The sequence below is a fragment of the Streptomyces sp. CC224B genome, assembly GCF_030010595.1.
GTDB lineage: Bacteria > Actinomycetota > Actinomycetes > Streptomycetales > Streptomycetaceae > Streptomyces > Streptomyces longispororuber.
Window position 1 is genome coordinate 16761 of the sequence record NZ_JASCXL010000108.1, and the last position, 14496, is coordinate 31256.

The 14496-nt window shown below is 71.4% G+C and carries 15 protein-coding genes and 1 riboswitch; of the genes, 4 read left to right on the forward strand and 11 right to left on the reverse strand.

The window, feature by feature from the left end; translation table 11 throughout:
- Positions 1-180 precede the first annotated feature (180 nt).
- The 5 genes from QK440_RS32455 to QK440_RS32475 all read right to left on the reverse strand — a co-directional run bounded on the left by QK440_RS32455 (position 181) and on the right by QK440_RS32475 (position 5398).
- On the reverse strand, positions 181-1080 hold the full coding sequence (locus QK440_RS32455) for an ABC transporter ATP-binding protein (protein ID WP_282796823.1): 900 nt from the start codon (positions 1078-1080) through the stop codon (positions 181-183).
- The gene (locus QK440_RS32460) at positions 1077-2243 is read right to left on the reverse strand and encodes an iron ABC transporter permease (protein ID WP_282796824.1); all 1167 of its coding nucleotides are present in this window, start codon (positions 2241-2243) and stop codon (positions 1077-1079) included. Before QK440_RS32460 ends, QK440_RS32455 begins: the two co-directional genes overlap by 4 nt.
- Complete coding sequence (locus tag QK440_RS32465) at positions 2243-3205, reverse strand: ABC transporter substrate-binding protein (RefSeq protein WP_282796825.1); 963 nt, start codon at positions 3203-3205, stop codon at positions 2243-2245. The genes QK440_RS32460 and QK440_RS32465 overlap by 1 nt, the downstream gene beginning before the upstream one ends.
- A gap of 44 nt (positions 3206-3249) precedes the next feature.
- Positions 3250-3382: riboswitch (cobalamin riboswitch) on the reverse strand.
- The gene (locus QK440_RS32470) at positions 3368-3790 is read right to left on the reverse strand and encodes a M67 family metallopeptidase (RefSeq protein ID WP_282796826.1); all 423 of its coding nucleotides are present in this window, start codon (positions 3788-3790) and stop codon (positions 3368-3370) included. Its footprint overlaps the riboswitch before it by 15 nt.
- Before the next feature lie 111 nt (positions 3791-3901).
- Positions 3902-5398: an amino acid permease gene (locus tag QK440_RS32475; RefSeq protein ID WP_282796827.1), complete on the reverse strand. Its 1497-nt coding sequence runs from the start codon at positions 5396-5398 to the stop codon at positions 3902-3904.
- Here QK440_RS32475 and QK440_RS32480 point away from each other — a divergent pair.
- The gene (locus tag QK440_RS32480) at positions 5397-5552 is read left to right on the forward strand and encodes a hypothetical protein (RefSeq protein ID WP_190138611.1); all 156 of its coding nucleotides are present in this window, start codon (positions 5397-5399) and stop codon (positions 5550-5552) included. The two genes, QK440_RS32475 and QK440_RS32480, sit on opposite strands and share 2 nt — an antisense overlap.
- A 291-nt stretch (positions 5553-5843) precedes the next feature.
- Here the strand turns inward: QK440_RS32480 and QK440_RS32485 are convergent, their stop codons facing one another.
- Together QK440_RS32485 and clpS are read right to left on the reverse strand one after the other, a co-directional pair.
- A complete protein-coding gene (locus tag QK440_RS32485) occupies positions 5844-6452 on the reverse strand; it encodes a DUF2017 domain-containing protein (RefSeq protein ID WP_282796828.1) in 609 nt (202 codons plus the stop codon).
- A gap of 11 nt (positions 6453-6463) precedes the next feature.
- Entirely contained in the window at positions 6464-6781 is a 318-nt protein-coding gene (gene clpS / locus QK440_RS32490) for an ATP-dependent Clp protease adapter ClpS (RefSeq protein ID WP_190138613.1), read from the reverse strand.
- A gap of 80 nt (positions 6782-6861) precedes the next feature.
- Here clpS and QK440_RS32495 point away from each other — a divergent pair, with 80 nt between their 5' ends.
- Entirely contained in the window at positions 6862-8196 is a 1335-nt protein-coding gene (locus tag QK440_RS32495) for a nicotinate phosphoribosyltransferase (protein WP_282796829.1), read from the forward strand.
- Positions 8197-8314: 118 nt separating this feature from the next.
- A complete protein-coding gene (locus QK440_RS32500; protein WP_282796830.1) occupies positions 8315-8899 on the forward strand; it encodes an isochorismatase family protein in 585 nt (194 codons plus the stop codon).
- A 124-nt stretch (positions 8900-9023) separates the two neighbouring features.
- Here QK440_RS32500 and QK440_RS32505 read toward each other — a convergent pair whose 3' ends face one another.
- Both QK440_RS32505 and QK440_RS32510 read right to left on the reverse strand, forming a co-directional pair.
- The gene (locus QK440_RS32505) at positions 9024-9389 is read right to left on the reverse strand and encodes a hypothetical protein (protein ID WP_282796831.1); all 366 of its coding nucleotides are present in this window, start codon (positions 9387-9389) and stop codon (positions 9024-9026) included.
- 135 nt (positions 9390-9524) lie between these two features.
- On the reverse strand, positions 9525-11963 hold the full coding sequence (locus tag QK440_RS32510) for an immune inhibitor A domain-containing protein (protein WP_282796832.1): 2439 nt from the start codon (positions 11961-11963) through the stop codon (positions 9525-9527).
- A 539-nt stretch (positions 11964-12502) separates the two neighbouring features.
- On the opposite strand from QK440_RS32510, the gene QK440_RS32515 reads away from it, so the two are divergent.
- Entirely contained in the window at positions 12503-12817 is a 315-nt protein-coding gene (locus tag QK440_RS32515) for a hypothetical protein (RefSeq protein ID WP_282796833.1), read from the forward strand.
- Positions 12818-12962: 145 nt separating this feature from the next.
- On the opposite strand, the gene QK440_RS32520 is transcribed toward QK440_RS32515, so the two are convergent.
- On the reverse strand, positions 12963-13646 hold the full coding sequence (locus tag QK440_RS32520; protein WP_282796834.1) for an RDD family protein: 684 nt from the start codon (positions 13644-13646) through the stop codon (positions 12963-12965).
- Positions 13647-13786: 140 nt separating this feature from the next.
- Positions 13787-14496 (reverse strand): RDD family protein (locus QK440_RS32525; RefSeq protein ID WP_282796835.1); only part of this gene is annotated, 710 nt, incomplete at its 5' end.

Sequence of the window (14496 nt, forward strand, 5' to 3'; positions counted from 1 at the left end):
CCGGAATGTGATCTCGCATACCGGACGCATCCGGTTCGGTCCCCGGACAGGGGCCGCCCGGCCCGGCCCCCGCACGGGACGTGTGCCGCCCGGCCGGGCCCCCGTACGGGACGCGCACCGACCTGCCCGGCCCCGGTCCGGACCCGGGCGGCGGGGCCCCGGACGCGGACCGGCCGGGGCTCAGCCCGCGGGCGTCCGCTGCGGCGGCCCCGGCAGATACGTGACCGTGGGGGCGCCGGTGGCGGGGTGGACGGCCACCTCGGCGGCGACGCCGTACACCTCCGCGAGGAGCCCGGCGGTCAGGACCTCCCCCGGCGGCCCGGACACCACCACCCGGCCGCCGTCGAGGACGTAGAGGCGGTCGCAGTAGTACGCGGCCAGCGTCAGGTCGTGCAGCGCGAGCAGGTTCGCCGTGCCGAGGGTCCGGACGAGGCCGAGGATCTCCAGTTGGTAGCGGATGTCCAGGTGGTTGGTGGGCTCGTCCAGGACCAGGACGCCCGGCTGCTGGACCAGCGCCCGGGCGAGCAGCGCGCGTTGGCGTTCGCCGCCGGAGAGCTGCCCGAAGGGGCGGTCCGCGAGGCCGTCCGCGCCGACCTGGTCCAGGGCCTCGTCGACGAGGGCCCGGTCGGCGGCCGTGTCGGCCTCCCAGAAGCGCTTGTGCGGGGAGCGGCCCATGGCCACGATCTGGCGGACCGAGAGGTCGAAGCCGGTCTGCCCGTCCTGCGGGACGGTGGCGATCCGGCGGGCCCGCGCCTTGGCCCCGGCCGCGGCGAGGTCCGCCCCGTCGAGCAGGACGCGGCCCGCCGTGGGCGTGAGCGCGCCGTACACGCAGCGCAGCAGGGTCGTCTTGCCGCTGCCGTTGGGGCCGACGAGGCCGACCGTCTCACCGGCACGCACGGTGAGTGAGACGCCGTCGACGAGGCGGCGGCCCAAGGGGGTGGTGTAGCCGAGGTCCTCGGTGCGCAGCGCCCGGACGGCCCCCGCACCGGCGGCGTCCCCCGTCGCCTCCGTCGCCTCCGTCGCCTCCGGCCCCTCTGTTCCCTCCGGCCCCTCCGGCCCCTGGTGCCAGGTTCTGGTCATGCCGCCGCCTCCGCGCGTGCCCGGCCCCGGCGCAGTTGCCAGAGGAAGAACGGTCCGCCGGTGAGGGCGGTGAGGACGCCGACGGGCACGTCCTGCGGGGCCGCCACGGTGCGGGCCCCGAGGTCGGCGACGACCAGGAACACCGCGCCCATCAGCGCGGCCACCGGCAGCAGCGCCCGGTGTCCGGCGCCGACCAGCATGCGGGCGGCGTGCGGCACCATCAGGCCGACGAAGCCGATGGCCCCGCTGTGCGCGACGAGCACGCCGGTCACCAGCGAGGTGAGGACGAAGGCGCCCGCGCGGAACCGGGCCGTGTCCAGGCCGAGGACGGTCGCGCCCTCCTCGCCGACGAGCAGCAGGTCCAGCAGCCGGGCCAGCGCCACGAGCAGGGCCGTGCCCGCGGCCAGCACGGTCAGGGGCACGGCGAGCATGTCCCAGCGGGCGCTGCCGAGCCCGCCGAGCGTCCAGTACAGGACCTCCTTGAGGTGGTCGGCGCGGGCCGACATCACCAGGATCAGGCTGGTCAGGGCGGACAGGATGTACGAGACGGCCACGCCGGCGAGGACCAGGCGGCTGGTGGTGAAGCCGCCGCCGGGGTCGCGGGCCAGCGAGTAGACGACGAGCAGGGCGAGGAACGCGCCCGCGAAGGACGCCACCGGGACGGTCACCGTGGTGGCCAGGCCCGCGCCCACGCCCAGCACGATCACCGAGACCGCGGCGGCGGAGGCACCGGAGGAGACGCCCAGCAGGAACGGGTCGGCCAGCGGGTTGCGGACCAGCGCCTGGAGGGTGGCGCCGACGACGGCCAGGCCCGCGCCCACGACGGCCCCGAGCAGGACGCGCGGGAGGCGGACGTCCAGGACGATGGTGCGGTACGGGGACGGCCCCTGGGCCCGGCCCGTGAGGATGTCGAGCACCTCGGCGGGCGGGATCCGCACGGAGCCGTAGGCCAGCGCGGCGGTGCCCGCGGCCGCGAGGGCGAGGACGAGCAGGGCTATGAGGGTGCCGTAGGCGAGGCCGCCGGGGGCTCCCCGGCCCCGCCCCTTCCCGGCACCGGGGGCTGCGCCGCCGGACCCCCCGGACCCCCGCCGATCGCGCTTCGCGCTCGTCCGCAACCACCGGACGGGCGGAACCCCGGCCGGAGCGGGCTTCTCCGTGGGCATCACCGAAGCTGCTCCGCCAGCTTCTCCACCGCCTTGGGGGCTCTCACCCCCAGCACCACGTCCGACAGCGGCAGCACCGCGAAGCGCTTGTTCCTCACGGCGGGGACGTCCTTGAGGGCGGGGTCGTCGAGGAGGCGCTTCTTCTTCTGGGCCACCGTCGTCGCGCCGTAGTCGTAGATGAGGATCACGTCGGGACGGCGGTCGACCACGGTCTCCCAGGAGGCGTCGCCGAAGGGCTTGTCGAGGTCGGCCATGACGTTGCGGCCGCCCGCGCGCTCGATGATGTCGTTGCCGATGCCCTTGCCGCCCGCGGTGAAGGCGGTCTTGTCGCCGCTGTCGTAGACGAAGACGGACGGGGGCCTGCCGCCCTCGGTCCTCTTCGTGGCGCGGGCCAGTTCCGCCCTGGCCGAGCGCACCCACTTCTCCGCGCGGTCGCGGACGCCGAACGTGGCGCCGGTCTCGCGGATCTCCCGGTAGAGGTCGTCCATGGTGACCGGCTTGTCGGCGCAGCTCTCGATGTTGAGCCGGGAGTTGATGCCGGACTTGGCGAGGGCGGCGCGGGAGCGGCCGTCGTTCTCCGCGAAGGAGCTCGCGTAGCCGCCGTAGACGAAGTCGGGGTTGGCGGCGAGGAGCTTCTCGTACGAGGGGTACTCCTTGGCCAGGACCGGGCGCGACCTGTAGGCCTTCTCGTACTCGGGAAGGATCTTGTCGTCGAGGTAGGCGGTGCCGGCGATGCGGTCCTTCAGGCCCAGCGCCAGGAGGATCTCCGTCACGTGCTGGTTCATGGTGACGGCACGCTTCGGGGGCGCCTGGTACGTCGTCTTCACGCCGCAGTTCGTGACGGTGTACGGGAACCCGGCGGCCGTGGCCTTGCCGTCTCCCGCGCCGGAGTCGCTCCCCGGCGAGCAGGCGGTCAGGGGCAGCAGGGTCGCCGCGGCGGCGAGCAGTACGCGGATGCGCATGGCTGTGCGGTCCTCCTCCAGGGGATTTCCGCGTCCCCTGCGTCAAGTGGGAGGAGGCGGCAGGGCAGTTCCTGGCTCACGGCACGCGCGTGCCGGTCACAGTGGCGGGACCGCGCCGGAGTCACACCGGCTTCCTGGGTCCTGCCGCCTCGAAGGTCGTGCTCAGTATGCCTGGACGAGCCGCACCTCTTCCTCGGTGACCTCTCCGTCCACGATGCGGAACGAGCGGAACTGGAAGGGCCCGGCGCCGTCCGTGTCGGCCGTCGAGACGAGGACGTAGTGGGCGCCCGGCTCGTTGGCGTAGCTGATGTCGGTGCGGGAGGGGTAGGCCTCGGTGGCCGTGTGCGAGTGGTAGATGACCACCGGCTCCTCGTCGCGGTCGTCGAGGTCGCGGTAGAGCTTGAGCAGGTCGGTCGAGTCGAACTCGTAGAACGTGGGTGAGCGGGCCGCGTTCAGCATCGGGATGAACCGCTCGGGGCGGTCCGTGCCCGCCGGGCCCGCGACGACGCCGCACGCCTCGTCGGGGTGGTCCTTGCGCGCGTGCGCGACGATCTGGTCGTGCAGGGCCTGGGTGATGGTCAGCATGCCGGTCAGGATAAGCAGGCCGGACACGCGGACGGGCCGCCGCGTATCACAGAGCGATACGCGACGGCCCGCATGCCGGACCTCCGGGACCCGCGGGCCCCTGGGGAGGTGTCAGTCCTTGCCCGGCGCGGCGTCGGCGGCCACGGCGGTGTGCTCGCGCTTGCGGAAGGCGGCGCCCTCCGGGTTGCGGCTCTTGAGGACGAGGTAGGCCACACAGAGGATGGCGGCCCAGATCGGGGCGCAGTACAGCGAGATCCGGGCGTCCTTGTCGACGCCCATCATCACGATGACCATGGCGATGAAGGCGAGCGCGAACCAGCTCGTGTACGGGGCGCCCGGCGCGCGGAAGGTGGACTGCGGCAGGATGCCGCGGTCGGCCTTGCGGCGGTAGTTGATCTGGGAGACCAGGATCATGATCCAGGCCCACATGCCGGAGATCGTGGCGAAGGAGACGACGTAGTTGAACGCCTCGCCCGGCCACTGGTAGTTGATCCACACGCCGACGAGCATCAGCGCGGCGGAGAAGGTGGTGCCGACCAGCGGCAGGCCGTTCTTGGTGAGCTTGGTGAAGAACGCCGGGCCCTGGCCGTTGAGCGCGAGGTCGCGCAGCATGCGGCCGGTGGAGTACATGCCCGAGTTGCAGGAGGAGAGCGCGGCGGTCAGGACCACGAAGTTCACGATCGCGGCGCCGATGCCGAGGCCCATCTTCTCGAAGGCCGCGACGAACGGGGAGACGCCCGGCTGGAAGTGCGTCCACGGCACGACCGACAGGATCATGATCAGGGCGCCGACGTAGAAGACGGCGATGCGCCACGGGACGGTGTTGATCGCCTTGGGCAGCGTCTTCTCCGGGTCCTTGGACTCACCGGCGGTGACGCCGACCAGCTCCACGGCGAGGAAGGCGAACATCACGATCTGGAGGGTCATCAGCGTGTTGCCGATGCCGTTGGGGAAGAAGCCGCCGTTGTCCCACAGGTGCGACACGGACGCGGTGTCACCGGCGTCGGAGAAGCCGATGGTGAGGATGCCGGCGCAGATCAGGATCATGCCGATGATGGCGGTGACCTTGACCATGGAGAACCAGAACTCCAGCTCGCCGAAGAGCTTCACGGAGATCAGGTTGGCGCCGTACAGGATGACGGTGAAGATCAGCGCGTAGCCCCACTGCGGAATGGAGCCGTGCGTCCAGTACTGCATGTACTGGGCGGCCGCGGTGACCTCGGTGATGCCGGTGACGACCCAGAAGAGCCAGTACGTCCAGCCGGTCACGAACCCGAAGAAGGGGCCGACGAACTCGCGGGCGTACTCCGAGAACGAGCCGGAGACGGGGCGGTACATCAGCAGCTCGCCCAGGGCCCGCATGATGAAGAAGATCACGAGGCCGGCGATGGCGTACGCGAGGATGAGACTGGGGCCGGCCTTGTGGATGGCCTTGCCCGCGCCGAGGAAGAGGCCGGTGCCGATGGCACCGCCGATGGCGATCATCTGGATCTGCCGCGCACCCAGGCCGCGCTGGTAGCCCTCGCTGTCGCCGGACGCGCCGGAGCCCGCCGCGGCACCATTGCCGCCGTGCTCGTCGTGGTGTTCTTCGACCTGCACTGAGGTCATGGTGACGCCTTTCTCCATGCTGATCCGCGCCGCGAACTGCGGTGTCGCCGCGGACCAGGTCGTGATCCCCCGGATGGTGATGGAGTGCCGCCGGCGGTCTGCCGGCCCCTGGCGTGTTCCCGGCGACATGGGTGGCGTCACCGAGTGGTCGTGAACATTTATCACGACCGTCACAGTGATCGAATGAGCCAGGTGTGGCGCACACCACAGGAAGAAGCAGGCAAAAGGTACACCGGTTGGCATAGTCGGACAGTACGGTGACCGGATCGTTATCCGGATTTGAGCGTTCGTTGAGCGAACGCCCACGATCTTCAACGGGAGGTCACGCGGGCGTCGGGAAACCGTCACGTCCCCCTGCCCGAATCCGTACGCCGACCGCGGCCGCGAGGAGCCCCGCAGTCACCACCGCGTCACGGCTCACGGCTCACGGCTCACGGCTCACGGCTCACGGCATCAGCGTCTCGACGAGCGTCTCCTGGAGTCCGCCCAGCCACAGGTACGCCATCACCATCGGCTTGCGCGGGTCGGAGTCCGGCAGCCGGTAGAGGATGTCGGTGTCCTCCTCGTCGGTCACGTCGAGGCGGGTGCCGATCGCGAGCCGCAGGTCGTTGAGCGCGCCGAGCCAGCACCGCGAGTCGTCGGCCGACAGCTTGAGCACGGCGCCGCCCTCGCCCGCGACGGTCAGCGCGTCGAGGCAGCGGATCACCGCGAGCGCGTCGTCGCGCTTGCGCGCCCGCAGGTCGTTCTCGGTGAAGCGGCGGAACTCCGCGGAGTACGACCGCAGTTCGGCGGCCTGCTCCGCGGAGGCCTCCTCGGTGCCGGGCCCGCCGTACGCGTCCGGGAGCAGCCGCTTGAGCACCGGGTCGGCGGGCGGCTCGCTCGGCCCCTGCGTGAAGAGCTCGGCGAACGGGTCGCCGTCGGCGCCCGCGGGCTCCTCGCCCGGGCCGATCAGCTCCAGGAGCTGGACGGCCAGGGAGCGGATGATGGAGATCTCGACCTCGTCGAGCGCGACGGCCGCGCCGCCCCCGGGGATCGGTTCGAAGTGTCCTGGCATCGGTCGCGTCGCTACTTCCGGTCCTGCTGGAGGGTGGCCCACAGTCCGTACCCGTGCATCGCCTGCACGTCGCGTTCCATCTCCTCGCGGCTGCCCGTGGAGACGACGGCCCGGCCCTTGTGGTGGACGTCGAGCATGAGCTTGGTGGCCTTTTCCTTGGAGTACCCGAAGTACGTCTGGAAGACGTACGTCACATAGCTCATGAGGTTGACCGGGTCGTTGTGCACGAGCGTGATCCACGGAACGTCCGGCTCGGGGACCGCGAAGGTCTCTTCGTCCGCGTCCGGGCGGGTGATCTCTGCAGGAGCCGCGCTACTCACTTGTCCCATGCTGCCACCCGCGGGGCCCGACCGCACAAACGGACCCCCGAAATCGTCAGAGTGACGAGATGCGGGGTAGCATCCCTGCCATGAACTCTGGGGAGCACGAGCTGGGGCTGCCGGTCGACGTGCCGTCGACCGCGCTCTTCACGGACCACTACGAGTTGACGATGCTGCAGGGCGCGCTGAAGTCGGGCACGGCGCACCGCCGCTCGGTGTTCGAGGTCTTCACGCGCCGACTGCCCGAGGGCCGCCGCTACGGCGTGGTCGCCGGGACCGGGCGGGTCCTGGACGCCGTCGAGAACTTCCGCTTCGACGAGGGCGTCCTGGCCTTCCTGCGCGAGCGCGGCGTGGTGGACGAACCGACCCTGGAGTGGCTGGCGGCGTACCGTTTCAGCGGGGACGTGTGGGGCTACCCGGAGGGCGAGACGTACTTCCCCGGCTCCCCGGTCCTGCGCGTGGAGGGCAGCTTCGCGGAGTGCGTGCTGCTCGAGACGGTGGTCCTGTCGATCCTCAACCACGACTCGGCCATCGCGGCGGCGGCCTCCCGGATGGCGTCGGCGGCCGGCGACCGGCCGCTCATCGAGATGGGCGCCCGGCGCACCCACGAGCTGGCGGCCGTGGCCGCGTCCCGCGCGGCGTACGTCGGCGGCTTCACGACCACCTCGGACCTCGCCGCGGGCTTCCGCTACGGCATCCCGACCGTCGGCACCTCCGCGCACGCCTTCACCCTGGTGCACGACAGCGAGCGCGACGCCTTCCGCGCGCAGGTGGACTCCCTCGGCCGGGGCACCACGCTGCTCGTCGACACCTACGACGTCGGCGAGGCGGTCCGGCTCGCCGTGGAGATCGCCGGGCCCGAGCTCGGCGCCGTCCGCATCGACTCCGGCGACCTGCTGCTCGTCGCCCACCGGGTGCGGCAGCAGCTCGACGAGCTCGGCGCCACCGCCACCAAGATCGTGGTCACCTCGGACCTGGACGAGTACGCGATCGCCTCGCTCGCGGCGGCGCCCGTGGACGCCTACGGCGTGGGCACCCAGCTCGTCACCGGCTCGGGCCACCCCACCTCCGCCATGGTCTACAAGCTGGTGGCCCGCGCCCGCTCGGCCGACCCGGGCGCGCCGCTGGAGCCCGTGGCGAAGAAGTCGCTCGGCGCCAAGTCGTCCGCCGGGGGCCGCAAGTGGGCGGCGCGCCGCGTCGACGCCGAGGGGATCGCCGAGGCCGAGGTCGTCGGCACCGGCCCGGTCCCGGCCGACCTCGCCGACCGGCTGCTCCAGGTGCGGCTCATCAAGGGCGGGAAGGTGCTCGCCCGCGAGTCCCTGGACACCGTCCGGGACCGGCACGCGGCCGCGCGGGCCCGGCTTCCGCTCTCGGCGACCCAGCTCTCGCGGGGCGACGCGGTCATCCCCACCGAGTACGTGTGAGCCTTACACCCGGGGCCGGGCGGGGAGCGCGGCTTGGGCCGCGGGGCCCACGCCCCCTCCCGCATCGGTCGTGAAGTCTCTACGCTCGGTTCATCCCGCTAGACGAAGGACACCCGCCATGCGCCGCGCCCTGATTGTCGTAGACGTGCAGAACGACTTCTGCGAGGGGGGCAGCCTCGCGGTGGCGGGCGGCGCGGACGTGGCCGCCGCGATCACCGACCTGATCGGCCAGGCCCCCGCCTGCTACCGCCACGTCGTGGCCACCCGCGACCACCACGTCGACCCGGGCGGCCACTTCTCCGCCGCGCCCGACTACGTGGACTCCTGGCCGCCGCACTGCGTCGCCGGGACCGAGGGCGTGGGCTTCCACCCGAACTTCGCGCCCGCGGTCGCCTCCGGGGCCGTGGACGCCGTCTTCTCCAAGGGCGAGCACTCGGCCGCGTACTCCGGCTTCGAGGGGACCGACGAGAACGGGACGCCGCTGGCGGCGTGGCTGCGCGAGCGGCAGGTGCGGGAGGTGGACGTCGTGGGCATCGCCACGGACCACTGCGTGCGGGCCACCGCGCTCGACGCGGTGCGCGAGGGGTTCCGTACGCACGTCCTGCTGGACCTCACGGCGGGTGTCGCGGGGGCGACGGTGGAGCGGGCCCTGGCGGAGATGCGGGCGGCCGGGGTCGAGCTGACGGGCAAGCCGGTCCTGTAGCGGGCCCGCGCGGGGCGCCCCAGTCCCGCCCCTTTCCCGAAACCATGGGCTGCCGCCCCTGGACCCCGCCTTATCGCGCTCCGCGCTCGTCCTCAAACGCCGGACGGGCTGAAACGCGGCCATCTCAGCCCGTCCGGCGATTGAGGACGAGGCCGAAGGCCGATTCACCCCGCCCAGGCGCCCCCGCCAGCAACGCCCTGATCGGGTGCCACAGCTCCTCCCCGTCCCGGGCGGGGGCCGTGCGCCATATGAGGCCGTCGGGGTGGTGGAGGACCGCCGTGACCTCGTCCGGCGTCGGCGGCTCCGCGTTGCCCCGCAGGTACACCGCCCGCAACCCGAGGTTCCTGAGCCGCGTCAGCGCCCGCGCCCGGTTCACGGCGTGCACCAGCACCCGCACCCGGGTGCCGCCCGCTCCCGGGCCGGGCCGGGGCAGGGTCAGCGCCACCACCACGCTGCCGGTCGGCAGCTTGCAGAAGCCTCCTGCGGCCATGCCGTGTCACTCCCCCGTGAGACGTCGTGTCAATAAGGAATCCACAAGACGCACTCAAACACGAACGGCCGCCGCCCGCTAGGGGGCGACGGCCGTCCGATCAGACTTACCCCTCTGACCTGGGGAAACGCGGTACTACTTCACGGAGGGGCCCACCTGGACCGTGATCGAGGAGCCGTCCTTCGGCTGCTTGACGATCTTGATCTTGGTGTTGGTGTCAGTGACCTTCACGCTGCCCGTGGGGTTCTCCGGGTACCAGTAGGTGCCCTTGTGGTCGTCGAAGACCGGGACCCCGGCGCGCGACTTCAGCTTGAGCGGGACGTCCGCGTTGTGGAGCGTGAACGAGTCCGTGCGGTACTTCGAGAACGGCGCGTCGTACGGCTGGATCTTGTTCCGCAGCAGCGTGCCGTCCTTCCACTTCAGCGGCTTGGCGTGCGCGTCCACCGGCAGGATCAGGCCCTGGCCGTGGTGCTTGCTGACGTTGTTGTCCTTCTGGGAGGTGTCCCACTGCCAGATCAGCAGACCGGTCTGGTAGGGGTAGTGCTCCACCCAGTCGGGGCGGGTCGTGGAGAAGCCGAAGTTGTACGGGCCCGCCTTGAGGGTCTTGTCGTACGACACGTACTGCCGGTTCTCGGCGATGTAGTACTGCTCGTACTTCTTCGTGAAGGACTCGCCGATGCGCGAGAAGCCCTTCACCTTCCAGCCGTTGTCGCCGCTCTCGGCGCCGTCGGTGAACAGCTTGGCGCCGTCCGCGGTCAGCGTGATGCGGTCGGCGGTGAAGCCCTTGAGCGAGGTGCCGCCGTCCGTGGCGTAGCGGAAGCGGACGTCGATCTTCTTGCCCGCGTAGGCGTCGAGCGGGTAGACGAGCTTCTGGTACTTCGCCGAGGAACCGGTCAGGGCGGGCTTGTCGCCGCCGTCACGGGTGATCGGCTTGCCGTCGGCGGTGCCGTCGACGGGCGTGAAGGAGGCGCCGCCGTCCGTGGAGACCTCGGCGTAGAGGTAGTCGTAGTTGCGCTCGATGTCCCACCAGCCGTCGAGGGACAGCTCCGCCTTGGACTTGCCGGTCAGGTCGACGGACCGGGTCAGGGTGTTCCTGAGGTCGTCGTCCTGGCCGCTCCACCACTGCTTGGCGCCCTCGGTGGGCTTCACGACGGTCGTGGTGACCGACTTCTTCGGCAGGGTGACGAGCAGCGCCTGCTTGTTGCGGGTGTTGTACTCGGACACGCCCAGCTTGTGCGTGGACTTCGTCGCGGCCTTCGCCTTGGCGTAGTTCAGCCAGCCGAGCTGGAACTTGTCCCAGGAGGTCATGTCGCCGGGCAGGTCGCCGATGGCGTTCTTGGCGGTGCCGAGCCAGGAGCCGGCCGACATCAGGGACCAGAAGCCGACCGAGTTCTCCCCGGCCGCGCCCGCGCCGCTGGTGTCGTACAGGTCCGGCAGGCCGAGGTCATGGCCGTACTCGTGGGCGAAGACGCCGAGGCCGCCGTTCTCCGGCTGCATCGTGTAGTCGCCGACCCAGATGCCGGATTTGCCGATCTGGGTGCCACCCGCCTTGTTCTTCGCCGGGCCGGTCCTGCCCGCGTCGTCGCCGTAGGCGTACCAGCGGTGCGCCCACAGGGCGTTGGGGCCCTCGGCGCCGCCGCCCGCGGACTCGTCCTCACCGGCGTGGACGATCTGGAAGTGGTCGATGTAGCCGTCGGACTCGTTGAAGTTGCCGTCGTTGTCGAAGTCGTAGCGGTCCCACTTGTCATACTTCGCGAGGTCCGCCTTGATCTGGGCGTCCGTGCGGCCCTTGGCCTTCTGGTCCTTGACCCAGGCGGTGACGCCGTCGCGCACCGCGTCCCAGACGTTGGCGCAGTTGGAGTCGCCGCAGTAGTTCGAGCCGTAACGGGCCTCGTTGTAGTCGACCTTGACCCAGTCGGAGACCGTGCCGTCGACCGAGTAGCGCCCGGAGGAGGTCTTCTCGTAGTACGTCTTCAGCGAGTGCTTGGTCCTGCCCTTGCTGTCCTTGCCCTCGCCGAAGTACAGGTCCTGGAAGTGCTTGCGGTTGTAATCGGCCTGCCAGGCCGTGCTGTTGTCCTTCGCACGGTCCGGCTTGGCTATCTTGTTGTGCAGCGGGCCGGGCGTGCCGCCGTACTTCTTGACCGGCGGCTGGGGGCCCTCGGGCCCGTCGGGGTCGTACAGGGTGGTGTCGTCCACCTTGTCCCCGAACTCCACCAGGATCGTGAAGATCTTGTCGGTCTTCTCCCGGCCGAGCTCGACGTACTTCTTGTCGTCGAGCTTGACGACGTTGGACCCGTCGCGCTTCTGGACCTCGGCCTCGCCGGAGACGACCTGTTCCAGGGCCGCCTTGCGCTGCTGGGCCTGCTGCTTGCTGAAGGGGCCGTCCAGGTCGTGGTCGACGTGCGTCTTGGCGTCCGCCGGATCGCGGCGGTCAACGGCCTGCCCGTTCTTGGCCGAGGGCGCCTTCGCGCCGTCGTCGGCGACCGCAACGCCGTACGCCGAGAACGTCGCGGTGGCCGCGGCCACCGCCACCGCGGCGGCCGCGGCACGGAACGTCCGTCTCTTGACTCTCACTTGATGGTTTCCTCCCCCGCGCCCGCCGCGGACCGGAGGGGTGCCGGTCAAGGAGGTCCGCGCGCGGTAAGCGCGTCCTAAGTGACGACATTCGACCGGAGGGTGAAGAGAAAAGACAGACCTTGACTTGAACAGGCCAAATGCTCTATGCAGACGCGACCGTTCGGCATCCGGACGTGATCGCCATGGGACCGCGGCACGACCGGGCGGCATATTGCATCGTCAACGGGCGCGTGCGACCGTCCAGTTGATGGAATGCATGAATCTATGCGCCCCTCGTGCTCCGGCACCGTGGGTTAGGTCACGCTTACCTTGCGGCCGCCTCGGGCATGGAGGCGAAGAGAGTCAAAAACAGGCTCAATTCGACGGTGTGCACAGACACTGGGCAAGGCTTCCAAGCCGACGCCGCAGGGCACCCTTCGATTCGTATAGGTTCCGCCCGGTTTCACACAACCCCCATAGCGCCTGGACCACCCCCGACAGCCTGGATCACCCCCGCATCCGCTGTCCCGAGGACGGATCACGCCATGTCTCGCCCCATGCCTCGTCCGACCGTCGCACAGCTCTCGTATGGTTCCGCGACCGTCATCTGCTCCACCCTCGCCATGCTCCTGCTCTCGCAGGCCAGCTCACCACCGGGTATCGCGGTCATAGCGCTGGCCGCGCTCGGGCTCGGGCTGCTCGTGGCCTGGACGGTCCCGTGGCCGAAACCGGCCTCGGCACCGCCGGCGAGCGCCACCACCGCCCCGCCCGTCCACACCGAACCCGTCGTCCCCGCACAGCGCAAGGTCGTCGCGCCCGTGCCGGTACGGGACCCCTCCCCCACCCCGGTACGGGAGCCCGCCGGCCCCTGAGGCCGCCGGACACACACCAGAGACCGGCGGGTCCGCGTCCTGTCCCGCGAACCCGCCGGCCGACGGGCGCCCGTGCCCGGGAGCGCGCACGGGCCACTCACGTGCGCCGCGCGCCTCACCTCACACCGCTCACGGCCCCCACAGGTCACCCGGGCACGCTGACCACCACGGTCTTGGCCGCTTTGTCGTGCAGACCCTGTTTGTACGGCTTGTCGAAGAAGCTCCAACCGCCGCTGATGGCCGTCCAGATGCACGCGCAGCAGAAGGCGAACGGCAGCCACAGGACCGCGGCCCGGGCGAGCGCCGCCTGGAGGGTCGGGGTGGCCCCGTCGTTGAGGTTCGCCACCCGCAGGCCGAGCCACTTCTTCCCCAGCGTCTGGCCGGACCGGGAGATGAAGTAACTGTCGTAGGCGATGTACAGCACCGCGGCGAGCAGGGACTGGCCGAACGACTTGCCGTACTCGACGTCGTCCGGGTCGACGTCGTACTCACTTGTGCCGAAGAGCCACGACAGCAGCCAGACGACCACGCCCACGAGGACCATGTCGATGATGCGGGCGAGGACGCGCTTGCCGCTGTCCGCGAGCGGCGGCATCCCGGCGAGGGGGTCCTGTCCGCCGTAGGGGTCCCCGCCGTAGGACCCGCCGCCGTAGGGCGGGGGCGGGGCGCCGCCGCCCGGGGGCGGGGCGGAACCGGCTCCTCCGCCCGGGGGCGGGGCGTCGTAGGGCGATCCGGCGCCGCTCCCCGGCGGGGGCGGCGGCTGCTTCCTGAACGGGTCGTTGTCGTCCGGGTCCGGGCCGGTGGGGTAGGGCGGCGGTTCGGTGCTCATGGGGTGAGTGCACCTCGAAGTAGTAGTCCCCGCATGCGGCGGGCGGCTGTCCGGGTTACCCGGCCTTGCGCGGTGGTGCTCCTGCGTCGGCGTCGCTCCGCGTTACTCTTCCCCGTCGCGCCCCTGACCCACCCCCCGCTTCAGGACGCGACGAAGGTCCTGGCCGCCTTGTCGTGCCAGCACTGCCGCCAGGGCCGGTCGAACAGGCACCAGAGCACCCCGACCACGCCGACCAGCAGGACCCCGGGCACGGCGTACACGAGCCAGCGCCGCAGCGCGGCCCCGAAGGACGGCGGCCCGTGCTCCTCGATGTCCCGCACCTGGACCCCGCACAGCTTCTTGCCGAGCGTGCGGCCCCACCTGGCCGTGGGCAGCGCCTCGTACAGGACGCCGAAGACCAGCAGGACGCCGAGGACGATGCCCAGGTATCCGGCCGTGGTCCCGTCGAGCAGCCACACGGTGACCTTCTCGCCCGACATCTTCGCCGCGTCGATCTTGCTGTCGATGTGGTCGGCGGCCCGCGTGCCGAGCGGCAGCGCGGCCCCGGCGGTGACCGCGGCGAGCACGACGGTGTCGATGAGGCGCGCCGCCAGCCGCTTGCCGAGCCCGGCGGGCCGCGCCGCGGCCCGGTCCTGGACCACCGCCGCGAACGGGTCCGCGGCCACCGGCTTCCACGGTACGACGGGCCCTTCGGCCCCCGCCGCGTCGGGCCGCTGGGCGAGCTGGTGCACCTGCTGGGCCCAGGAGGTGGCACCGCCACCGGCACCGGGGGTGACGACGCCGCCCGGCTGCGGGGCGGCCGGGGGCGCGGGGGCGGGGGCGGGCACGCGGGGTGCGGCGGGGGCGGCCG